22 protein-coding genes are annotated in these 21,220 nt (G+C 69.1%); 8 read left to right on the forward strand and 14 right to left on the reverse strand.

The window, feature by feature from the left end; genetic code table 11:
- Positions 1-4: 4 nt before the first annotated feature.
- Positions 5-2,746, reverse strand: coding sequence for a cation-transporting P-type ATPase (locus tag ACFPMG_RS25930; protein WP_376998121.1), 2,742 nt, complete (start codon positions 2,744-2,746; stop codon positions 5-7).
- Positions 2,747-3,125: 379 nt separating this feature from the next.
- Here ACFPMG_RS25930 and rho point away from each other — a divergent pair, with 379 nt between their 5' ends.
- A complete protein-coding gene (gene rho / locus ACFPMG_RS25935; protein WP_014238917.1) occupies positions 3,126-4,382 on the forward strand; it encodes a transcription termination factor Rho in 1,257 nt (418 codons plus the stop codon).
- A gap of 138 nt (positions 4,383-4,520) precedes the next feature.
- Here rho and secB read toward each other — a convergent pair whose 3' ends face one another.
- Positions 4,521-5,018 (reverse strand): protein-export chaperone SecB, encoded by a 498-nt coding sequence (gene secB, locus ACFPMG_RS25940; protein ID WP_035670309.1) that lies wholly within the window; start codon positions 5,016-5,018, stop codon positions 4,521-4,523.
- Between the two features lie 100 nt (positions 5,019-5,118).
- Positions 5,119-5,748, reverse strand: coding sequence for an FxsA family protein (locus tag ACFPMG_RS25945; protein ID WP_376998122.1), 630 nt, complete (start codon positions 5,746-5,748; stop codon positions 5,119-5,121).
- Between the two features lie 243 nt (positions 5,749-5,991).
- Here ACFPMG_RS25945 and ACFPMG_RS25950 point away from each other — a divergent pair, with 243 nt between their 5' ends.
- The 3 genes from ACFPMG_RS25950 to ACFPMG_RS25960 all read left to right on the forward strand — a co-directional run bounded on the left by ACFPMG_RS25950 (position 5,992) and on the right by ACFPMG_RS25960 (position 8,854).
- Positions 5,992-6,666 carry a Tim44/TimA family putative adaptor protein gene (locus tag ACFPMG_RS25950; RefSeq protein ID WP_376998251.1) on the forward strand — a complete coding sequence of 225 codons (675 nt, stop codon included), beginning with the start codon at positions 5,992-5,994 and terminating at the stop codon, positions 6,664-6,666.
- Positions 6,667-6,679: 13 nt separating this feature from the next.
- Positions 6,680-7,885, forward strand: coding sequence for a murein transglycosylase A (gene mltA / locus ACFPMG_RS25955; protein WP_376998123.1), 1,206 nt, complete (start codon positions 6,680-6,682; stop codon positions 7,883-7,885).
- Between the two features lie 93 nt (positions 7,886-7,978).
- A complete protein-coding gene (locus tag ACFPMG_RS25960) occupies positions 7,979-8,854 on the forward strand; it encodes a DUF2279 domain-containing protein (protein ID WP_376998124.1) in 876 nt (291 codons plus the stop codon).
- A gap of 154 nt (positions 8,855-9,008) precedes the next feature.
- Here ACFPMG_RS25960 and ACFPMG_RS25965 read toward each other — a convergent pair whose 3' ends face one another.
- From ACFPMG_RS25965 to hisB, 7 genes are read right to left on the reverse strand one after another with little or no spacing between them, the layout of a single operon-like run.
- The gene (locus ACFPMG_RS25965; RefSeq protein ID WP_145623157.1) at positions 9,009-9,377 is read right to left on the reverse strand and encodes a histidine triad nucleotide-binding protein; all 369 of its coding nucleotides are present in this window, start codon (positions 9,375-9,377) and stop codon (positions 9,009-9,011) included.
- 31 nt (positions 9,378-9,408) lie between these two features.
- Positions 9,409-9,750, reverse strand: a complete 342-nt coding sequence (locus ACFPMG_RS25970) for a phosphoribosyl-ATP diphosphatase (RefSeq protein ID WP_376998126.1) — start codon at positions 9,748-9,750, stop codon at positions 9,409-9,411.
- Positions 9,743-10,540, reverse strand: coding sequence for an imidazole glycerol phosphate synthase subunit HisF (gene hisF, locus ACFPMG_RS25975; RefSeq protein ID WP_376998127.1), 798 nt, complete (start codon positions 10,538-10,540; stop codon positions 9,743-9,745). The genes ACFPMG_RS25970 and hisF overlap by 8 nt, the downstream gene beginning before the upstream one ends.
- Positions 10,540-11,289, reverse strand: a complete 750-nt coding sequence (gene hisA / locus ACFPMG_RS25980; protein WP_376998128.1) for a 1-(5-phosphoribosyl)-5-[(5-phosphoribosylamino)methylideneamino]imidazole-4-carboxamide isomerase — start codon at positions 11,287-11,289, stop codon at positions 10,540-10,542. The genes hisF and hisA overlap by 1 nt, the downstream gene beginning before the upstream one ends.
- 14 nt (positions 11,290-11,303) lie before the next feature.
- Positions 11,304-11,834 carry a GNAT family N-acetyltransferase gene (locus tag ACFPMG_RS25985; RefSeq protein ID WP_376998129.1) on the reverse strand — a complete coding sequence of 177 codons (531 nt, stop codon included), beginning with the start codon at positions 11,832-11,834 and terminating at the stop codon, positions 11,304-11,306.
- 2 nt (positions 11,835-11,836) lie between these two features.
- The gene (hisH, locus tag ACFPMG_RS25990) at positions 11,837-12,481 is read right to left on the reverse strand and encodes an imidazole glycerol phosphate synthase subunit HisH (RefSeq protein WP_376998131.1); all 645 of its coding nucleotides are present in this window, start codon (positions 12,479-12,481) and stop codon (positions 11,837-11,839) included.
- Positions 12,482-12,533: 52 nt separating this feature from the next.
- Positions 12,534-13,157, reverse strand: a complete 624-nt coding sequence (gene hisB, locus ACFPMG_RS25995) for an imidazoleglycerol-phosphate dehydratase HisB (RefSeq protein WP_038530232.1) — start codon at positions 13,155-13,157, stop codon at positions 12,534-12,536.
- A 148-nt stretch (positions 13,158-13,305) separates the two neighbouring features.
- Between hisB and ACFPMG_RS26000 the strand changes: the two genes are divergently transcribed.
- The 4 genes from ACFPMG_RS26000 (at position 13,306) to ACFPMG_RS26015 (ending at position 17,701) form a co-directional block, all read left to right on the forward strand.
- Positions 13,306-14,862 (forward strand): serine protease, encoded by a 1,557-nt coding sequence (locus ACFPMG_RS26000; protein WP_376998133.1) that lies wholly within the window; start codon positions 13,306-13,308, stop codon positions 14,860-14,862.
- Positions 14,863-14,946: 84 nt separating this feature from the next.
- Positions 14,947-15,495 (forward strand): ATP-dependent protease subunit HslV, encoded by a 549-nt coding sequence (gene hslV / locus ACFPMG_RS26005; protein ID WP_014238902.1) that lies wholly within the window; start codon positions 14,947-14,949, stop codon positions 15,493-15,495.
- 22 nt (positions 15,496-15,517) lie between these two features.
- Positions 15,518-16,867, forward strand: a complete 1,350-nt coding sequence (gene hslU / locus ACFPMG_RS26010) for an ATP-dependent protease ATPase subunit HslU (RefSeq protein ID WP_376998135.1) — start codon at positions 15,518-15,520, stop codon at positions 16,865-16,867.
- 12 nt (positions 16,868-16,879) lie between these two features.
- Positions 16,880-17,701, forward strand: coding sequence for a shikimate 5-dehydrogenase (locus tag ACFPMG_RS26015; RefSeq protein WP_376998137.1), 822 nt, complete (start codon positions 16,880-16,882; stop codon positions 17,699-17,701).
- Between the two features lie 10 nt (positions 17,702-17,711).
- Here ACFPMG_RS26015 and ACFPMG_RS26020 read toward each other — a convergent pair whose 3' ends face one another.
- The 4 genes from ACFPMG_RS26020 to ACFPMG_RS26035 form a co-directional block, all read right to left on the reverse strand.
- Entirely contained in the window at positions 17,712-19,253 is a 1,542-nt protein-coding gene (locus tag ACFPMG_RS26020) for a PAS domain S-box protein (protein ID WP_376998138.1), read from the reverse strand.
- Positions 19,254-19,419: 166 nt separating this feature from the next.
- Positions 19,420-19,824 (reverse strand): helix-turn-helix domain-containing protein, encoded by a 405-nt coding sequence (locus tag ACFPMG_RS26025; RefSeq protein ID WP_137103761.1) that lies wholly within the window; start codon positions 19,822-19,824, stop codon positions 19,420-19,422.
- A gap of 12 nt (positions 19,825-19,836) precedes the next feature.
- Complete coding sequence (locus tag ACFPMG_RS26030; RefSeq protein WP_137139604.1) at positions 19,837-20,409, reverse strand: Smr/MutS family protein; 573 nt, start codon at positions 20,407-20,409, stop codon at positions 19,837-19,839.
- 122 nt (positions 20,410-20,531) lie between these two features.
- Entirely contained in the window at positions 20,532-21,218 is a 687-nt protein-coding gene (locus ACFPMG_RS26035; RefSeq protein WP_376998139.1) for a LutC/YkgG family protein, read from the reverse strand.
- Positions 21,219-21,220: the final 2 nt, after the last annotated feature.

Below are 21,220 nucleotides of genomic sequence, written 5' to 3' on the forward strand. Positions count from 1 at the left end.
GCGGTCAGCCCCGCCGTCCCATCACCCGGCGGGTGACTGCCTTCTCCGCCTCCACCGCCAGGAAGATCGCCAGACCGGCCGCCGTCATGGCCACCCACTGGGTCCAGTCCACCGCCGCCGTGCCGAACAGGCTCTGCAGCGGTGGGGCGTAGGTGAAGGCGAGCTGGAAGACCAGCATCAGGCCGATCGAGATCCACACCGGGCGGCTGCCGAACAGCCCCCGCCGGTTCATCACCGAGGCGGTGACCGCACGCGCGTTCAGCAGGAAGAAGATCTCGCCCATCACCAGCGCGTTGACGGCCATGGTGCGGGCGACCGGCGTCGGATCTCCGTGCCCCTCGTGCAGCAGGAAGAATCCGAAGCTGGCGGCGACCAGAAGCACCATCACCAGCACCATGCGCCCGATCAGGAAGCCGGGCAGGATCGGCTCGTCCTGCGGGCGGGGCGGGCGCTTCATGACCGCCGCCTCCGGCGGTTCAAAGGCCAGCGCCAAGCCCAGCGTGACCGCCGTCACCATGTTGACCCACAGAATCTGGACCGGGGTGATCGGCAGGGTGTAGCCGGCCAGCACGGCGACCAGGATCACCAGCGCCTGGGCGCCGTTGGTCGGCAGCATGAACAGGATCGTCTTGCGCAGATTGTCGTAGACCGTGCGCCCTTCCTCCACGGCGTGGGCGATGGAGGCGAAGTTGTCGTCGGCCAGCACCATGCTGGCGGCCTCCTTCGCGGCCTCCGTCCCCTTGCAGCCCATGGCGACGCCGACGTCGGCGCGCTTCAGGGCGGGGGCGTCGTTCACCCCGTCGCCGGTCATGGCGACCGTGTGGCCGGCCGTCTGGAGCGCGCGGACGAGGCGCAGCTTGTGCTCCGGCGTGGTGCGGGCGAAGACGTCGGCGTCGCGCGCCACGGCGACCAGCGCCGTGTCGTCCAGCCGGTCCAGCTCGCTCCCCGACACCGCGTCGCCCGACAGGTTGAACCGCCGCCCGATGGCCTGGGCGGTGCCGGCGTGGTCGCCGGTGATCATCTTGACGCGGATTCCCGCCGCCTGGCACTGGGCCACGGCCTCCACCGCCTCCTCGCGCGCCGGGTCGATGAAGCCGCACAGGCCGAGCAGGGTCAGCCCCTCGCGCACGTCGTCCATGTCCAGCACGGTCTGGCCGGCCCTGGCGGGGCGTTCGGCGAGCGCCAGCACGCGCTCGCCGCGCACCGCCAGCTCCTCCACCCGCGCCAGCCAATGGGCCATGTCCAGCGGACCGCTGCCGCCGTCCGCGGCCCGTACGTGCGTACACATGGACAGCACGCGCTCCGGCGCGCCCTTGACGTACAGCAGCCCGTGCCCCTCGTGGTCGTGGTGCAGGGTGGCCATGAACTTGTGTTCGGATTCGAAGGGGATGACGTCGGTGCGCGGACGGCGGGCGGCCTCTTCCCGGACGTCCAGCCCGGCCTTCATGCCCAGAGCCAGCAGGGCGCCGTCGGTCGGGTCGCCGGCCACCGTCCAGCCATCCTCGCCGCGCTGAAGCTCCGCGTCGTTGCACAGAAGGGCGGCGCGGGCCAGCTCGGCCAGGACGGGATCGCCGGCGGGGTCCAGGGTCTTGCCGTCGCGGCGGAACTCGCCCTCGGGGCGGTAGCCGGTGCCGGTCACCGCGCAATCGCCCGCCGCGGTCACCACGGTCTGCACGACCAGCTCGTTGCGGGTCAGGGTGCCCGTCTTGTCGGAGCAGATGATCCCGACCGAACCCAGCGTCTCCACCGCCGGCAGGCGGCGGATGATGGCGTTGCGCCGGGCCATGCGGGTGACGCCGATGGCCAGCGTGATCGTCATCACCGCCGGCAATCCTTCCGGAATCGCCGCCACCGCCAGACCGACCGCGGCCATCACCATCTCCGGCCAGGGCTCCCCCTGGACCAGCGAGCCGTAGAGGAAGGTCAGCGCGGTCAGCGCCAGGATGCCGATGGTCAGCCAGCGCCCGAAGACCGCCATCTGGGCGAGCAGCGGCGTGGTCAGCTCCTCCACGCCCGCCAGGAGCGTGCCGATGCGGCCCAGCTCCGTCCGGTCCCCCGTGGCCACCACGACGCCCGTGGCCTGTCCCTGGGCCACCAGCGTGCCGGAATAGGCCATGCCGCCGCGCTCCGCCAGGGGTGCGTCCGCCGCCACGGCGTCGACGCTCTTGGCGACCGGCACGGATTCCCCGGTCAGCGCCGCCTCCTGCACGCGCAGCCCCTTGACGCGGACCAGCCGCAGGTCCGCCGGCACCTTGTCGCCCGAGGCCAGAAGGACGCGGTCGCCGGGCACCAGCTCCTCCGACGGAACGGTGACCTGATGGCCGCCGCGCAGAACCACAGCCTGCGGCGACAGCATGCTGCGGATGGCGTCCAGCGCCTGCTCCGCCTTGCCTTCCTGGACATAGCCGATGGCGGCGTTGATCAGCACGACGCCGGCGATCACCGCGGCGTCCACGAACTCGCCGAGCAGGACCGTGACGATTCCCGCGCCGATCAGCACGTAGATCAGCAGGTTGTCGAACTGCGCCAGGAAGCGCATCAGCGCCGACCGGCGGGGCGGCGGGGTCAGCCGGTTGGGGCCGTACCGCCGCCGGCGCTCCGCCGCCTCGTCGGGCGTCAGCCCGTCGTCGGGGCTGTCCAGCGCGGCCAAGGCCTGGTCCGGGGGCTGGGCGTGCCAGGGCAGGGGGTCGGCGGAGGCTTCGGGAGCAACGATGGTTCCGGGTCCGGAACGGTCATGCGGGCTCATGATGTCAACCTAACCGTTTCTGTCCTGCCAAACCGTTTCTGTCCTAAACGTCCAGGTCGTGCCCCGGTGGTCTGGATAACAGGGGATGCGGCATCATGACCCGGACGGGGAGGCGCAAGATTCCGCCCCGTTTCCAAGAATTCGCTTTCATTTGACTTGCAGACGGCGTTCCGCTAACCATCTTTCCCACCACGGGGCGGCAAGCCTCGCGGGCACCCATCCCACATCCGCCGTTCCGTCCCTCCCCAACGATCTGGGCGCGACGTCCGACAGGCATTCCCAGCCTTCAGCGCCGTCCGACGCTCAACCGACGCACCCTGCGCCGGCCCGGGACCTCTGGCACTCCCCCTCGCATGACCGATTCCCTTAAGGCACCCCCATGCATCTCCAAGAGCTGAAGTGCAAGAGCCCCGCCGAACTGCTGGCGTTCGCGGAGGAACTGCAGATCGAGAACGCCAGCACGCTGCGCAAGCAGGACATGATGTTCGCCATCCTCAAGCAGTTGGCGGAAAACGATGTTCCGATCTACGGCGACGGCGTGCTCGAGGTTCTTCAGGACGGCTTCGGATTCCTGCGCTCGCCGGAGGCCAACTATCTTCCCGGCCCCGACGACATCTACGTCAGCCCCAGCCAGGTGCGCCGCTTCAGCCTGCGCACCGGCGACACGGTCGAGGGGCAGATCCGCGCGCCCAAGGATGGCGAGCGCTACTTCGCCCTTCTCAAGGTCAACACGATCAACTTCGATGCGCCGGACAAGGTCCGCCACCGCATCAACTTCGACAACCTGACCCCGCTCTACCCGGAAGAGCGGCTGCGCATGGAAGTCGACGACCCGACCAAGAAGAACTACACGGGCCGCATCATCGATCTCGTGGCGCCGCTGGGCAAGGGCCAGCGCGGGCTGATCGTCGCCCCGCCGCGCACCGGCAAGACCGTGATGCTGCAGAACATCGCCCATTCCATCGCGACCAACCACCCGGAAGCCTATCTGATCGTCCTGCTGATCGATGAGCGTCCGGAAGAGGTGACCGACATGGCCCGCTCCGTGCGGGGCGAGGTCATCAGCTCCACCTTCGACGAGCCGGCGACGCGCCACGTCCAGGTCGCCGAGATGGTCATCGAGAAGGCCAAGCGGCTGGTCGAGCACAAGCGCGACGTGGTCATCCTTTTGGACTCCATCACCCGTCTGGCCCGCGCCTACAACACCGTCGTTCCGTCCTCGGGCAAGGTGCTGACCGGCGGCGTGGACGCCAACGCGCTGCAGCGCCCGAAGCGCTTCTTCGGTGCGGCCCGCAACATCGAGGAGGGCGGTTCGCTGACCATCATCGCGACCGCGCTGATCGACACCGGCAGCCGCATGGACGAGGTGATCTTCGAAGAGTTCAAGGGCACCGGCAACTCGGAGATCGTGCTGGACCGCAAGCTCTCCGACAAGCGCACCTTCCCGGCCATCGACATCTCCAAGTCGGGCACCCGCAAGGAGGAGCTGCTGGTCGACAAGGGCACCATCTCCAAGATGTGGATCCTGCGCCGCATCCTGATGCCGATGGGCGTGACCGACGCGGTGGACTTCCTGGTCGACAAGCTGAAGCACACCAAGTCGAACTCGGAATTCTTCGAGTCCATGAATCAGTAGTCCGGAACCGTACTTCCCCGCCCGATCCAAGGGCGGGGAGGGCACGAAAAAGGCGGGAGGCCCCGGTGGAGCCTCCCGCCTTTTTGTTTGTCCGAAGCCGATGGCCCGGATCGGAACGCTGCCGTCAGAACCGCCGTATCAGAACGGCGACTGCGGCGCCTCTTCGGCCTGGGCCTGCTGACCGGCGGTCTGGCGGCGGTACAGGTCGACGAAGTCGATCGGGTTGATCATCAGCGGCGGGAAGCCGCCGTCCTGGGTGCAGCCGGCCACGATGGCGCGGGCGAACGGGAACAGCATCCGCGGCGCCTCGATCAGCAGCACCGGGCGGTGATGCTCCTGCGGCAGGCCCGGAAGCTGGAACAGACCGCCATAGGCGACCTCGACCAGGAAGGCGGTCGCCTCGGCCTGCTTGGCCTCGCAATGCAGCTTCAGCACGACCTCGTAGACGTCCTCGCCCATCGGCTGAACCTGCACGTCCACGCCGATGTTGACCTGCGGCTGCGGCTGGCCGGGCAGCAGGCTCTGCGGGGCGTTGGGGTTCTCAAAGGACAGGTCCTTCACATACTGCGCCAGCACATGCATCGGCAGCGACGAGGCGGCTTCCTGATCTTGACCGTTGATCTGCTGATCGGACATGGACAACTCCTGGCCGCGGGGCGGCATCACGATGGAAAGGTCTTCAAGACCCGCTGGCTAGCACGGAACCGCGGGCTCCACAAAGTGAAACCGATGCGTTTCACCCGCGGTCGTTGCGGTAGGGCGAACCGGGCGGCGCCCAGCGGGAGTCGCCGAGCTTGGGCGTGTCGTCCGACCCGTCGCGGTCCGCCGGATCGGCGTTTCCCGGACGGCTGCCGTCGGGGTCGACCTCCTGGTAATCGACGTCGATCACGCCCGGCGGCGGGCGGTTGCCTGGACCGCCATGGGGACCGCCGTGAGGGCCGTTCGGATTGCCGGCGTTCCAGCCTTGACCGCCCGCCTGACCGCCCATGCGGCCGTGCATCTGGAAGGAGGTAGCGCCTTTCATACGGTCGAACAGCCAGCGGCCCAGAGCGTTGCGGATCGGGCGCACGAACAGCAGGATTCCGACAACGTCCGTCAGGAAGCCGGGGATGATCAGCAGCAGGCCGGCGACGACGACGCAGAATCCCTCGAACACGGCGCCGACCGGGCTCTCGCCGCGCTCCGCCGCCTGCTGCGCGCGCTTGAGGACGGACAGTCCCTGCCACCGGATCAGCACGGACCCGAGGATGGCGGACAGGATGACCAGCCCGACCGTCGGGCCGGCGCCGATCCAGTCGCCGACCTCGATGAAGGTCGCGATTTCCGCGATCGGCAGCAAAAGGAACAACAGCAACAGTGGATTCATGGCCGTCCTTGCTCTTTCAACCCCGAGGGCCTATCTACACCAGGGTACGTCACCCGATCTTTGTTTGGACGAACAGCTCCGGCACGGGTCATCGGGTGGAATCCTCGGCGGAGAGGGCGAGCTGGGATCTGGTCCCGGCACCGTTCCGGTACACTTAATGCTCACCCGCCGGAGGGTCCAGTAGCGGATCAAGCGGGGCCGGTGATTTCGGGGCCGGCCTTCAGTCACCCGGAAGGATGGATGATGGGAGATGGGTTTGTGTTCGTCGAGATCCTGATCTTCGCGATGATCGCGGCGTTTCTCGTGTACCGGCTGCGCAGCGTGCTCGGCCGCCGCACCGGTGAGGAACGTCAGCGGCCCAACCCCTTCACGGCCCGCCCCAACAACCAGCCCGACAATGTGGTGGCGATGCCCAACCGCGAGCGGCCCGTGCCGAACGCCGCGCCGTCGCCCGACGAGCCGGTGTCGCTGGCCACCGCGCTGGAGCAGATCAAGGCCGCCGACCCCAGCTTCGACGAGAAGTATTTCCTGCAGGGCGCCCGCGGCGCCTTCCAGATGATCGTGGAGGCCTTCGCCAAGGGCGACACGGCCACTCTGCGCCCGCTGCTCTCGGACGAGGTCTACGACAACTTCGCCCGCGCGGTGCGCGAACGCCAGTCGGCCGGCGAGACGCTGGAAACCCGCATCGAGACGATCACCGACGCCGACGTGGTGGAGGCCCGCATGGACGGCCGCACCGCCCTGGTCACGGTGAAGTTCGTGTCGGAGCAGATGAACGTCGTGCGCAACAGCGCCGGTGCCGTGGTGGACGGCGATCCGAACGCCGTGGTCGAGGCCGTGGACGTCTGGACCTTCGCCCGCAACACCCGCGCCGGCGACCCGAACTGGGCGCTCGTCGAAACCCGCACCCCCCAATGACCGATCGGTTCTGATGCTCTCTCATCCGGTTGTTCGTCTCAGCGCCGCGGCAGTCCTTGCCGCGGCGTTTCTCATTGGCTGCGAGCGGAAGGAGGAGGAGGCCAAGGCGCCGCCGCCCCCGCCGCCCGAAAAGCTGGTCCTCACCCCGGTCGCCTTCACGGCGCTGCCCGGCTGGAGCGCCGACCGCGTGGCGGAGGCCGTCCCGGCCTTCCAGCGCTCCTGCGCGAAGGTCAGGGCGCTGGCCGCCGACCGCTCCATCGGTCCCGACGGGGTCGGCGGCAAGGCGGCGGACTGGCAGGCACCCTGCGCCGAGCTGGCCAAGCTGCCGCCCGGCGACGACGCGGCGGCGCGGGCCTATTTCGAGGCGTGGTTCACCCCCTACGCCGCGGCCAACAACGCCGAGCGGCGCGGCCTCTTCACCGGCTATTACGAGGTCGAGCTGAAGGGCAGCCGGTCGCCGGACCCGGCCTTTCCGGTGCCGCTCTACAAGCGTCCCGCCGATCTGGTGATGGTCGACCTCGGCGAGTTTGCCGACCGCTGGAAGGGTGAGCGCATCGCTGGGCGCGTCACAGCCGGCCGGCTGAAGCCCTTCGAGGACCGCGCGGCCATCGAGGCCGGGGCGCTGGGCGGCAAGGGGCTGGAGCTGGTCTGGCTGCAGGACCCCATCGCCACCTTCTTCCTGCACATCCAGGGGTCGGGCCGTGTCAGCTTCCCCGATGGGACGGAAACGCGCGTCGGCTACGCCGCCCAGAACGGCCACAAATACGTCGCCATCGGGCGGGAGCTGATCGATCGCGGCGCCCTGAAGCGTGAGGAGGTGTCGCTCCAGACCATCCGCGCCTGGCTGCACGCCAACCCCGGCGAGGCGGCGGCGCTGATGAACAAGAACCCCTCCTACGTCTTCTTCCAGGAGCTGAAGGGGGAGGGGCCGAACGGTGCTCAGAACGTCGCGCTGACGCCGGGGCGCAGCCTCGCGGTCGATTCCAAGTTCCTGCCCTACGGCGTGCCGGTCTGGCTGGACGCCGAGGACCCGTTGGACGCCCAGACGCGGCTGCGCCGCCTGCTGATCGCCCAGGACACCGGCGGGGCCATCCGCGGCCCGGTCCGCGGCGATGTCTTCTGGGGCCATGGGCCGGAGGCGGAGGCGAAGGCCGGCGTGATGAAGAGCGCCGGCGAATACTACGTCCTTCTGCCGAAGACCGTCGCACCGGCGTCCTAACCGGACGTCCAACATCCGGAAGAATCCGGGCGGAGCGGGGGCCTGTGCGTCATCATACCGTGACGTGTCCACCGGAAGGAGGGCTCATCCCGCATGATGCTCCTGGCCCGAGCGATGGCGGCCCGAGTGACCGGACAGGTGATCGCGGGGTTCCTGACCGCTGCGTTGCTCCTGCCCGGCAGACCGGTCTCCGCATCCATGATGGAGGACCAGGGATGGAGCAAGGAGGACAAGGCGCTCGCCCTCAACGTCGGCACCGGCGTATTGGCCCTAGGATGGGGCGTATGGTCCTGGGATTGGGGCACCGGCGGCCCTCGCTTTCAGGATGAGGGTTGGTTCGGCCGCAGCACGACCGAAGGCGGTGCCGACAAGATCGGCCATGCCTGGACCGGTTACGCGATCAGCCATCTGCTGGCCCGCCAATATCAGAGTTGGGGCTTCACCCAGACGGACTCCGCCCGGTACGGCGCGTTGTCGTCGCTGGGCATCATGGGCTTGGTGGAGGTCGGTGACGCCTTCAGCGACGACTACGGATTCTCCTATCAGGACATGCTGTTCAACACCGTCGGAGCCGTGGCCGGCTACATCCTGTGGGACAACCCGGAATTGGCCCGCAAGGTTGATTTCAGGGTCGAGTACAACCCGTTCTCCGGCGGCGACAAATATCAAGCGGACGTCTTCACCGACTACAGACGGCTGAAATATCTGATCGCGGTGAAGGCGGATGGGTTCGACGCCATCCAGGACCCCCTGCTGCGGCATCTGGAGTTCCATGTCGGCTTCTACGCACGGGGCTACGAGGATTACAGCACCAACCCCAGCCGCGACGATCGAAGCCAATATTTCTATCTCGGCATTGGCTTGAACCTGACCCGCCTGCTCAGCCCGCATGTGAAGACCGGCGGTGTGTTCCACTACATCCAGCCGCCCTACACCTACATATCCAAGGATTGGCGCATCGCTCCCTGAGCGGAACCGATACCCTTGCAAAGCATCGGATCGGCGACCAGAGTTGAAGAAAAACAATGGGGCGCCGAAGGTTTCCCTCGGCGCCCCGATGTTTCACGTGGATCAACGGGCGGGATCGGAGAGCGATCCCTTTTCCATTATCCCCTTTTTGCCATCATCCCCTGGTGATCATCGGGCCCAGGCGGCGGCCGGCGAAGACGTGAATGTGCAGGTGCGGAACCTCCTGGTTCGCGTCCTCGCCGCAATTGGACAGGATACGGTAACCGGGCTCGGCGGCGCCGGCGCCACGGGCGACCTCGCCGACCGCGCGGAAAAGGCCGGCGATCTCCGCCTCCGTCGCACGGGCGCTGAAATCGTCCATGTCGACATAGGCGCCCTTCGGGATCACCAGGATGTGCGTCGGGGCCTGCGGGTTGATGTCGTGGAAGGCCAGCGCGTGCTCGGTCTCCAGGACCTTCTTGCACGGGATTTCGCCGCGCAGGATGCGGGCGAAGACGTTGTTCGGATCGTAGGTCTTGGCCATCGCGTCGTTTCCCCTTCCGCCATTTATCGATTTAAGCCTTGCGCGCCTTCTTCTCGGCGATGCCGCTGGTGCCCTCGCGCTGGGCCAGCTTCTCCCACACTTCGGCGGGCTCCAGACCGGCGTCGGCCCACAGCACCATCAGGTGATAGAGCAGGTCCGCCGATTCCGAGGCCATCGCCGCTTTGTCGCCACGCACCGCCTCGATGACCGTCTCCACCGCCTCCTCGCCAACCTTCTGGGCGATCTTGGCGGTGCCGCGGTGGAACAGCTTGGCGGTGTAGGAGGTCTCCGGATCGGCGCCCTTGCGCGCCTGGACGGTGGCGTAGAGCCGGTCCAGCACCGCGGCGGTGGCGGCCGCCTTATCGTCAGACATGAGCAGCCTCCGCCGTGGAGGACACGGGCCGCGCCGGACGCACCGGGATGCCAGCCTCGGCGAGCGCCGCCTTGGCCTGCCCGATGGTGTAGGTGCCGAAATGGAAGATCGAGGCTGCCAGAACCGCCGTGGCGTGGCCCTCGCGGATGCCCTCCACCAGATGGTCCAGCGTGCCGACGCCGCCCGAGGCGATGACCGGGATGCGCAGGCCGTCGGCCACCTTGCGGGTCAGGGCGAGGTCGAAGCCGCTCTTGGTGCCGTCGCGGTCCATCGAGGTCAGCAGGATCTCGCCGGCCCCATAGGACTCCATGCGCTTGGCCCATTCGATGGCGTCGATGCCCGTCGCCTTGCGCCCGCCATGGGTGAAGATCTCCCAGCGGCCCGGCTCGACCTGCTTGGCGTCGATGGCGACGACGATGCACTGGGCGCCGAACTTCTCCGCCGCCTCCTGCACGAACTCCGGACGGTGGATGGCTGCGGTGTTGATCGACACCTTGTCGGCGCCGGCCAGCAGCAGCTTGCGGATGTCCTCGACCGTTCGCACGCCGCCGCCGACGGTCAGCGGCATGAACACCTGCTCGGCGGTGCGGCGCACCACGTCGTAGATGGTGTCGCGGTTCTCGTGGCTGGCCGTGATGTCGAGGAAGGTCAGCTCGTCCGCCCCCTCCCGGTCATAGACGCGGGCCTGCTCCACAGGATCGCCGGCGTCGATCAGATCGACGAAGTTGACCCCCTTGACGACCCGCCCGTCCTTGACGTCCAGGCAGGGGATGACGCGCATCTTGAGCATCAGCCGGCCTTTCCGGTGACGGGAGCGGGGGAGAGCAGGTCCAGGGCCGTCTTCGGATCGATGCGCCCGTCGTAGAGCGCGCGGCCGCAGATGACCCCCTGGATGCCGGTGTCCTCCTCCTTCTTCAGCGCGATCAGGTCGTCGATGGAGGAGACGCCGCCCGACGCGATCACCGGGGTGGTCAGGTGGAAGGCGAGGTCGGAGGTCGCCTCGACGTTCACGCCGCCCATGGCGCCGTCGCGGTTGATGTCGGTGTAGATGATGGCGGCGACGCCGCTGTCCTCGAACTTCAGCGCCAGATCCAGCGCCTTGATGGTCGAGGTCTCGGCCCAGCCGGCAACGGCCACGTAACCCTCGCGCGCGTCGATGCCGACGGCGACCTTGCCGGGGAATTCCTTGCAGGCCTCGCGGACCAGTTCCGGCTCGCGCAGGGCGACGGTGCCGAGAATGACCCGGCTGACGCCCTTTTCAAGCCACATGGCGATGGTCTTGAGATCGCGGATGCCGCCGCCCAGCTGCACCGGGATGGTCACGGCGCCCAGGATGCTCTCGACCGCTTGGCCGTTGACCGGCTTGCCCTCGAAGGCGCCGTTCAGATCGACCAGATGCAGCCATTCGAAACCCTGGCTTTCGAACAGGCGGGCCTGGTCGGCGGGTTCGGTGTTGAAGACGGTCGCTTGGCTCATCTCGCCGCGCAGCAGCCGAACGCAGGCACCGTCTTTGAGGTCGATGGCGGGATAGATGATCATCGCGGTGTCTCGTCCTATAGCGTGTCGGGGGTGAGGTCTTTCACATAGAAATGTCCGGCCAGCCTTTTGCCGTCCACCAGAGCATAGAAGGGATGCGTGCCCCAGCGTCTGAAGCCCAGATCCTCGTACAGCGCGATGGCCGCGGTCTGCGTCTCGCGCACGTCGAGGTTCAGCACGCGGAAACCGGATGCCCGCGCCTCCTCCTCGACCGCCACGGTCAGGCGGCGGGCGAGGCCGTGGCCGCGCGCCCAGGGGGCGACGAAGCTGGTGGTCAGGGTGGCGGCGTGGGCCTGCGCCTCGTTGTTGCGGGCTGGCTTCACCAACTGGGCGGAGCCGGCTATGACGCCGTCCAGCCGGCCGACGAACAGGATGCGCTCCGGCACCACCAGAACGCCCTTCCAGTAGCGCTCCATGATCTCGCGGGCGGGCGGCGCCACCCAGCCGAAGCCGCCGCCGGCCTTGACGGCGTCGTCGGCGGCGTCGCACAGGTCGTGCAGGTCGCCGGTCTTCAGCGTGTCGATGCGTTCGACCGTGACATCGGTCATGGTCAGACCCGCCAGGTCAGGAAGTTGGCGACCAGGGCGAGCCCGGTCTCCTGGCTCTTTTCCGGGTGGAACTGGGTGCCGACCAGATTGTCGCGCCCGACCACCGCGGCGAAGGGGCCGCCGTAATCGGCGCTGGCGATCACGTCCTCCGGCCGCTCCACGGCGAAGCGGTAGGAGTGGACGAAGTAGGCGTGCGCCCGCTCCGGCAGGCCGGCCAGCACCGGGTGGGTCCGGCGGATGTCCAGCTCGTTCCAGCCCATGTGCGGGATTTTGAGCGTCGGGTCGGCCGGCTCCAGCTTCACCACCTCGCCCTTGATCCAGCCCAGCCCTTCGGTCACGCCGTATTCGCGCCCGCGCTCCGCCATCAGCTGCATGCCGACGCAGATGCCCAGGAAGGGGCGGCCCTTGCCGTGCACCACCTCGTCCAGCGCGTCGAGCATGCCGGGGACCTCCGACAGGCCGCGCTTGCAGTCGGCGAAGGCGCCGACGCCGGGCAGGACGACGCGGTCGGCCCTGCGCACGGCGTTGGCGTCGGAGGTCACCATGACCTGGAAGGAGGCGTGGCACCCCGCCGCCGCGCGCTCCAGAGCCTTGGCGGCGGAACGCAGGTTGCCGGAGCCGTAATCGATCAGCGCAACGGTTTCCATGAAACGAGGACCTTGTGACAGAGAGCCGGCCTTATGGAAGCCGCCGGTTTTTTTAGAGGGAACCGCCCAGCGTCCCCTTGGTGGAGGGCACGGCGTCGCGCTTGCGCGGGTCGATCTCGATCCCGGCCCGCAGCGCGCGGGCAAGCGCCTTGTAGCAGCTTTCCACGATGTGGTGGTTGTTCTCGCCATAGAGGCATTCGACGTGCAGCGTCACGCCCGCGGCCATGGCGAAGGCCTGGAACCATTCGCGGAACAGCTCGGTGTCCATGTCGCCGATCTTGTCGCGGCTGAAGGACACCTTCCAGATCAGGTAGGGCCGGTTGGAGAAGTCCAGCGCGACGCGGGTCAGCGTCTCGTCCATCGGGATGTAGGCGTGGCCGTAGCGCTGGATGCCCTTGCGGTCGCCCAGCGCCTTCGCCACGGCCTGACCGATGGCGATGCCGCTGTCCTCGGTCGTGTGGTGGGCGTCGATGTGCAGATCGCCCTCCGCCGCCACCGACAGGTCCATCAGGCTGTGGCGCGACAGCTGCTCCAGCATGTGGTCGAGGAAGCCGACGCCGGTCTTCACGTCATAGACGCCGGTGCCGTCCAGATTCACGGCGACCCGGATCCGGGTTTCGGTGGTGTTCCGCTCGATCGAGGCGCGGCGGACGCCATTGGCAAGGCTCTGGTCCATGAGTCCGGGTTTTATCAGGAAGCGCGCGGGCGCGCCAGAGGTGCCGCCTCCGAAAACGCCTATGACCGTCGGTCGCGATGCCGCATAATGCGTGTGTGTGCATGGTCGTGTGCACGCTCAACGAGCATAATGGGATATGCCACCGGACATGCCGACGCCCGGACGCCTCTTCCTGTCCCTCGCGGCCTTGCTGGCGCTGGCCGCCTGCATGGGCGGGGACCTGCCGCAGACCCGCAAATCCCCGCCCGTCGCCCGCGGTTCGACGGAGCCGATCCGCTTCGACGGCCTGTCGCTGGGATCGATGCGGCGGGGCATGGTGACGGGACGCTATGTCTGGGCGCTGGAGTGCTGGCCGCCCTACGAGGACGTCCATTGGACCAGCGGGCGCAGCCTGCACGAGAATTCCACCTTCCAGGAACGCTTCGCCGAGGTTCTGGCCGACGCCGGCTACGACGTGGCGGGCATCCAAGGCAGCGATTACGAGGCGGAGTTCGACCGCAAGCGCGCCCGCTACATCCTGCGCGGCGACCTGCGCGCGGTGAACAGCGACCTGTGCCGCCGCCGGAGCTGGCTGACCGGCCGCAGCGAGGGGGTGTCCGGCATCGGCAGCCTGCGGGTCGACTGGGCGGTCTACGACGCCGTGACGGGGCGGCTCGTCCACCGCGTCACCACCACGGGGGTGGCGCGCAAGGACAGCGGCGTGCCGCAGGGCGACGTTCTGCTGATCGAGGAGGCCTTCGCCACGGCGGTGGAGGCGCTGGGCGCCGACCCCGGCTTCCGCGCCGCGGTGTCGCGGAGCGGGGCGATAGCGTCAAGTGGCCCCGCCATAGTGTCAAGTGGGCGGGGAGGAGTGTCAACCGCCCCGCTGGGAGCGTCAATTGCGGTTCCGCGTGTGTCAAGTGGGGCTGCAGGAGTGTCAAGTGCTGCCCCACATGTGTCAACTGGACCGGCTGAGGTGTCAACCGAGGCGGTCGATCCCGGCGGGGCTTCCGCTGGGCCGGCGCCTTTCCTTGAGGACACCCGCCCTCCAACGCTGATCCTGCGGGTTCCCGAGCCGTTGCAGGGCTACGCCGACGACCCCACGGCCCGCGTGTCCGCCGCCACCGTGCGCGTCGGGCCGGAGGAACGCAAGGGCCGGGGGATCGTGCTGGGAGAGCTGGACGGCCAGTCCCTCCTGCTGACCCTTGATGCCGGGTTGGATATGACCGTCACCGTCGCGCCGTCCCGCGCGGTGTCACTGGATGGCACGGTCATGGCGCGGGACCGGTCCGGCGGGATCGCCCTGGTCCGCGTGCCGGCGCGGCTGCGTGCGGCGCCGCTGCGTCTGGACGTTCCGGCGGTCAGCGAGCCGGTGATGGCGGTTCTGGAGCGGGGCGACGACACGGCGGCGGGCATTCTGGCGGCCCGGCGTGCCGATCCGGACGCCGCACCGGGGGTGGAGGCCACGCTGCTCCAGGCCGACCTGACCGGGCCGGAGCCGGCGCCGGGCGATCCGCTGGTGGATGAGGCGGGCAACCTGCTGGGCGTGGCCCGTTCCGGTCCGCTGCCGAGCGACGCGCACGGCCTGTCCGCCTTCGTCCCGGTTATGGAAGCGCTGGCCCGCCTGGGGGTGGAGGTGACGCAGCTCGCTCCCCGGTCAATTCCGTCCCGTGGCAGACCCGCCCATGACGCCAGACTTGACGGGACCCGCCGTCCCCCCACATAGACCCGTGTTCCGATGTGCCTATGTCGGCCGGCGTCGCGCCGGGCCGTTCGGGCACGGGCGCCTCTTCCTTAGACCACGGTCCCGATGACTTCCCACGATCCCATCCAGTGGCACGGCACCACCATCCTCTCGGTCCGCAAGAACGGGCAGGTGGTCATTGCCGGCGACGGCCAGGTGTCCGTCGGCCAGACGGTCATGAAATCGAACGCCCGCAAGGTGCGCTGGCTCGCCGGCGGCACGGTGATGGGCGGCTTCGCCGGCGCCACCGCCGACGCACTGACCCTGTTCGAGCGGCTGGAGACCAAGCTGGAGAAGCACCCCGGCCAGCTGCTGCGCGCCTGCGTGGAGATGGCCAAGGACTGGCGCACCGACCGCTACCTGCGCCGGCTGGAGGCCATGATGGCCGTGGCCGACCGCAACGTCAGCCTGATCCTGACCGGCAACGGCGACGTGCTGGAGCCGGAGGACGGCCTCATCGGCATCGGCTCCGGCGGCGCCTACGCCCTGTCGGCGGCGCGCGCGCTGGTCGACGTCGATGGTCTGGACGCGGAGGCCGTGGCCCGCAAGGCGATGAAGATCGCCGCCGGCATCTGCGTCTACACCAACGAGAACGTCACGCTCGAAAAGCTCTAACCCTCAGACCGGGTCCCACGCCATGTCCGCCCCCAGCACCGCCCCGAGCATCGCCGCCGCCACCGCCGCCTTCAGCCCGCGCGAGATCGTCTCCGAGCTCGACCGCTACATCGTCGGCCAGCACGAGGCCAAGCGCGCGGTCGCCATCGCGCTGCGCAACCGCTGGCGCCGCCAGCAGCTCCCCGAGGGGCTGCGCGAGGAGGTTCTGCCCAAGAACATCCTGATGATCGGCCCGACCGGCGTCGGCAAGACGGAGATCGCCCGCCGCCTGGCGAAGCTGGCCCAGGCGCCCTTCCTGAAGGTGGAGGCGACCAAGTTCACCGAGGTCGGCTATGTTGGCCGCGACGTCGAGCAGATCGTCCGCGATCTGGTGGAGGCCGCCATCGGCCTGACCAAGGAGCGCCTGCGCAAGGAGGTCGCCGCCAAGGCCGAGCTGCGCGCCGAGGAGCGCGTGGTCGACGCCCTGTGCGGCGAGAACGCCAGCCCGGAGACGCGGCAGAAGTTCCGCAAGATGCTGCGCGAGGGCACGCTGAACGACCGCGAGATCGAGATCCAGGTGGCCGACACCGCCGGCGGCCTGCCGACCTTCGACATCCCCGGCATGCCGGGCGCCCAGATGGGCATGCTCAACCTGAACGACATCTTCGGCAAGGCGCTGGGCGGGCGCACCAAGTCCCGGCGCATGACCGTCGCCGAGAGCTACACCGTTCTGATGGCGGAAGAGTCGGACAAGCTGCTCGACCAGGAAAAGGTCGTTTCGGAAGCGATCCAGGCGGTCGAGCAGAACGGCATCGTCTTCCTGGACGAGATCGACAAGATCTCCGCCCGTTCCGACTACAAGGGCGGCGCCGACGTCAGCCGCGAGGGCGTGCAGCGCGACCTGCTGCCACTGATCGAGGGCACGACCGTCAGCACCAAGCATGGTGCTGTGAAGACCGACCACATCCTGTTCATCGCGTCGGGCGCCTTCCACCTGTCCAAGCCGTCGGACCTGCTGCCGGAGCTGCAGGGCCGCCTGCCGATCCGCGTCGAGCTGAAGGCGCTGGAGCGGGAGGATTTCCGCCGCATCCTGACCGAGCCGGAAGCCAGTCTCATCAAGCAGTACAAGGCGCTGCTGAAGACCGAGGAGGTCGATCTCGTCTTCACCGACGACGCCATCGACGAGCTGGCCCGCCTCGCCACCGAGATCAACGCGACGGTGGAGAACATCGGGGCGCGGCGCCTGCACACCGTCCTGGAGAGGCTGCTGGAGGACATCAGCTTCACCGCCAGCGACAAGGCCGGCCAGACCATCACCATCGACGCGGAGACCGTCCGCGCCCAGGTCGGCGGCCTCGCCAAGAACGCCGACCTGTCGAAGTTCATTTTGTAAAGGACGGGATCCATGTCGCACGCCGTCGACAAGGACACGCGCCTCTGCATCTCCTTGTCGGGGCGCCCCAGCAACATCGGGACGCGCTTCCACAACCATCTGTACGAAGCGCTCGGCCTGAATTTCCTCTACAAGGCCTTCACGACCGACGACCTGCCCGGCGCCATTACCGGCGTCCGGGCGCTGGGCATCCGCGGTTGCGGCGTGTCCATGCCCTTCAAGGAAGCCTGCATCCCCTTCCTCGACGCGCTGGACCCGTCGGCGGCGGGGCTGCAATCGGTCAACACCATCGTCAACGACGGCGGGCGGCTGACCGGCCACAACACCGACTACCGGGCGGTGCGTTCCCTGGTCGACAGCCACGCCGTGCCGCGGGACCTGTCCTTCGCGTTGCGCGGCAGCGGCGGCATGGCGCGGGCGGTGCTGTGCGCGCTGCGCGACGCCGGCTTCGCCGACGGCACGGTGGTCGCCCGCAACGCGGAGACAGGCCGCCGGCTGGCCGAGGAATACGGCCTGCGCTGGCAGGCCGACACCACCGACCTCAAGCCGGGCCTGCTGGTCAACGTGACGCCGCTCGGCATGGCCAACGGTCCGGATGCGGCGGCGCTGGCCTTCGACCCGGCGCTGATCGGGGCCGCCGCCTGGGTGTTCGACGTGGTGGCGATGCCGGCGGAAACGCCGCTGATCCGCGCTGCGCGCGCCGCCGGCAAGCCGGTCATCACCGGGGCGGAGGTCATCGCGTTGCAGGCGCTGGAGCAGTTCGTGCTCTACACCGGGGTACGCCCGACCGACGCGCAGGTTGCGGCGGCGGCCGCCCATTCGCGGGCGGGCTAGGCGCGTCCGCTCACCAGTCCGTCAGGAAGCGGTCCTTCGGCAGATGGATGACCACCGAGGTGCCGGCGCCCTCCAGCGAGCGGATCTCCAGCCGGCCGCCGTGCCGCTCCACCAGCGACTTGGCGATGGACAGGCCGAGACCGATCCCCTCGAACCGGCGGGCCAGCGAGGAATCGCCCTGGAAGAAGGGTTGGAAAACGGTTTCCAAGCGGTCTTCCGGGATGCCGACGCCGCTGTCGAACACCTCGGCCACCAGGGCGCCCGCGGAATCGACGCGGGCCGACACGCCGATGCGCCCGCCTTCCGGCGTGAACTTGATGGCGTTGGAAAGGAGATGCAGCAGCACCTGCTTCAGCGCCCGCGGGTCGGCCAGCAGGGGCGGCAGCTCGCTGGCGATGTCGGCCTCGACGTGCAGCTTGCCGCGCTCCGCCCGCTTGGCGACCAGACGGACGCAGGACACCACCACGTCGCGGAAGTCGCAGAGCGCCTCCTCCAGGCCGACCTGGCCGGCCTCGATGGTGGCCATCTCCAGCAGGTCGTTGATGTTGGCGAGCAGCAGCTCGCCCGACCGTTTGATCTCCGCCGCGAAGTTGACGTACATGGGGTTTTCCAGCGACCCCAGCATCTGCTGGTGGATCACGTCGGCGAACCCCAGGATGCCGTTCAGTGGCGTGCGCAGCTCGTGGCTCATGTTGGCGAGGAAGGCGGTCTTGGCGCGGTTCGCCAGCTCTGCGGCCTCCTTGGCCTCGATCAGCGCCTGCTCTGCGGCCTTGAAGGCGCTGAGGTCGCGCAGCATCGCGACGAAGACGTGGAAACCCGGCAGGTCGATCTCCGACAGCGACAGCCAGACCACCATGGCGGTGCCGTCCCGCCGGATCGCCGTCACCTCCCGCCCGACGCCGATGACCTGCCGCACCCCGGTTTCCTTGTAACGGCGCATGTAGGCGCCGTGCTGCGCCGCCTCCTCCGGCGGCATCAGGACGGCGATGTGCCGGCCGGTCAGCTCGTCCGGGCTGTAGCCGAGGAGCAGTTCCGCCGCCTGGTTGGCGGCCAGGATGACGCCGCGGGCGTCCACGGTCAGGATGGTTTCGACCGCCTGTTCCACAATGGCGCGATTGCGCGCCTCGCTGCGCTGGAGTTCCTCGTCGGCGGCGCGGGCGGTCGTCACATCCTCGATCACCGCGGCGAGAGCGCGCACCCGCCCGTCGGGGCCGTGCAGGCAGGACGGGCGCATGGCGGCACGCATCACCCCGCCGTCGGCGCGCAGGAACCGCTTCTCGAAGGGGGCCGGCGCCGCTTCGCCCCGCATCACCCGGCCGAAGCGCAGGCTTTCCCAGGCCCAGTCCTCCGGATGGGTGACGTCGGCCAGATGCCGGCCGGCCATGTCCTGCGGGCTGTATCCCAGGTTGCGGGCGAAGGTGGGGTTGGCGGCCAGAATGCGCCCGTCCGGTGCGGCCACGACCATGCCGACCGACGCGCTGTCGAAGATGGTGCGGAACAGGGCGTCCGTCACGCCATGCTGGGGCATCACGGACCCGACCTCGGCGGTCATATGATAATCCCGTCTGGTCAAGCCTGGCTTCGGGGCAACCCGGAGTGGATGGTAAGGGATTCGGTGCGGTGAAAGCGAACGCGAAACGTCCGGTTGCCTATGCCGAAGGTGCGACCGATTAACCCACAAGGCAATTCAGGGCGTTGCGACGCTCCCGCGGACGGTTCTACCGCCGCCGTGGAGCCGCCCGCCGCCGCACCGCCGCGCCGCCGCGGGCCGGCGCCTCGTCCAGCAGAAGGAGCAGCCGGTCCAGCGTTCCGTCGTCCAGGTCGTGGATGCGTTCGGCCAGCCGGTTCGCCAGCTCGGTCGCCTTTGGGTTGAGCCCGGCTGTGTCCACCGTCACCCGCGGGTGCGACAGGTCGGCCAGCCGCTCCAGCTCCTCCGCCTCGTCCCAGATGATGCCGAAATAGGCGCAGATCTGCCGGACGAGCTGGGCGGAGGGCTGGCCCCGCTTGCCATGCTCCAGCGCCGACAGATAGGCCGAGGAGATGTGCAGGTCCGCCGCCATCTGCTTGAGCGTCACGCTCTTGCCCTCGCGCAGGGCGCGGACCCGTTCGCCGAAGGGTGTCATGGCGGCCCCGTCCTACCGATGATGGTCGCGCCGCCGCTTGACGAGGACGTACAGCGCCCCGTCGCCGCCGTGCCGGGGCTGCGCCGGGCGCACCGCCAGCACCATCGGGCGCAGGGCGGCGTCGGCCAGCCAGCGCGGCACCGACTGGCGCAGCACGCCGGCCCCGCCGGTGTAGGTGCCCTTGCCGGTGATGACCAGCACGCAGCGCCGCCCCTCGTGCCAAGCGCGGTGGACGAAGCCGGACAGCGCGCCGTGGGCCTGCGCCTGGCTCATCCCGTGCAGGTCGATGCGCCCGTCGATCTCCATCTCGCCGCGCGAGAAGCGGTCGGCGGTGCGGCGGTCGATGTTGTCGAGGTTGCCGACTTTCAGCGGCGGCTGCGACGGGCGTCCGCCCTTCGGCACGCCGCCGCGCGGCGGCAGGGTGGGGGGTGGGGAGGCGGTGGTGGCGACCGGTTCCGGCTCGCCCGCCGGTGCGGCGGGAGGATCGGGGTCCTCGATGGTCCGGCCCGGCATCGGTTCCGCGTCGCGCATGGCGATCCGCCACAGCCGCCGCTCCTCGGTGGAGACCGAGCGGCGGCGGCTCATGACGGGGACCTCGGCGCGGCCCGTCCGGGCGCGCGGGTCGAAGGGCGGGGCGGATCAAGCACGGTGAAACACGGGTTCCGGCGCGGGTTGCTCAGCGATAAACCCTTGAACGCTCAGCCGTGTCAATCCTCCACCAGCAGAATGTGAAGGCGCCGCGGCCCGTGGGCGCCCAGCTCGATCCGCATCTCGATGTCGCCGGTCCGCGACGGCCCGGTGATGAAGTTGACGGTGCGGGGCAGGGCGCCGTTTCCGCCTCCCGTCTCCCCGGCGGCGCGCAGGCGGTCCCAGGCGTCCTCCATGGTGCCGACGATCTGGCCGCGCTTCAGCACGACGATGTGGGTGTCGGGCAGGAAGTTCAGCGTGGTCGGCCGCTCCGCCCCGGACAGCAGCATCAGCGTGCCGGTTTCCGCCACCCCGGCGAAGGCGCCGGTCAGCGACGCGCCGTCGCTGTCGCGGGCCCGCCCCTTGGTCACGGTCAGGGTCGGGCGTTGGTCCCAAGGGATGGGGTCCAGGGCGTCGTCCGGGGCGACGCGGACCTCGGCGGGCAGGTTCAGCCCGGCCAGATAGTCGGCCACCGCCCCCGGCACCTCGGCCATCCCGCCCAGAAGTTCGACGGTGGCGGACACCTCCGTCGCCATGGCGGCGAACAGTTCGACCTGCTGGTCGTGGGGCAACCGGGCGCGGGCCGGGATCAGGTTGCGCGGGTGGGTGGCGAGCCTCTGGCGCGCCTCCTCGGACCCCTCGGCGGAGTTCAGCGCCTTGCGGATGCCGCCCAGGATCTGGGCGCGGGCGGAGCTGGTGTCGGCCATGG

This window comes from Azospirillum himalayense (assembly GCF_042657465.1).
In the GTDB taxonomy this organism is placed as follows: Bacteria; Pseudomonadota; Alphaproteobacteria; order Azospirillales; family Azospirillaceae; genus Azospirillum; species Azospirillum himalayense.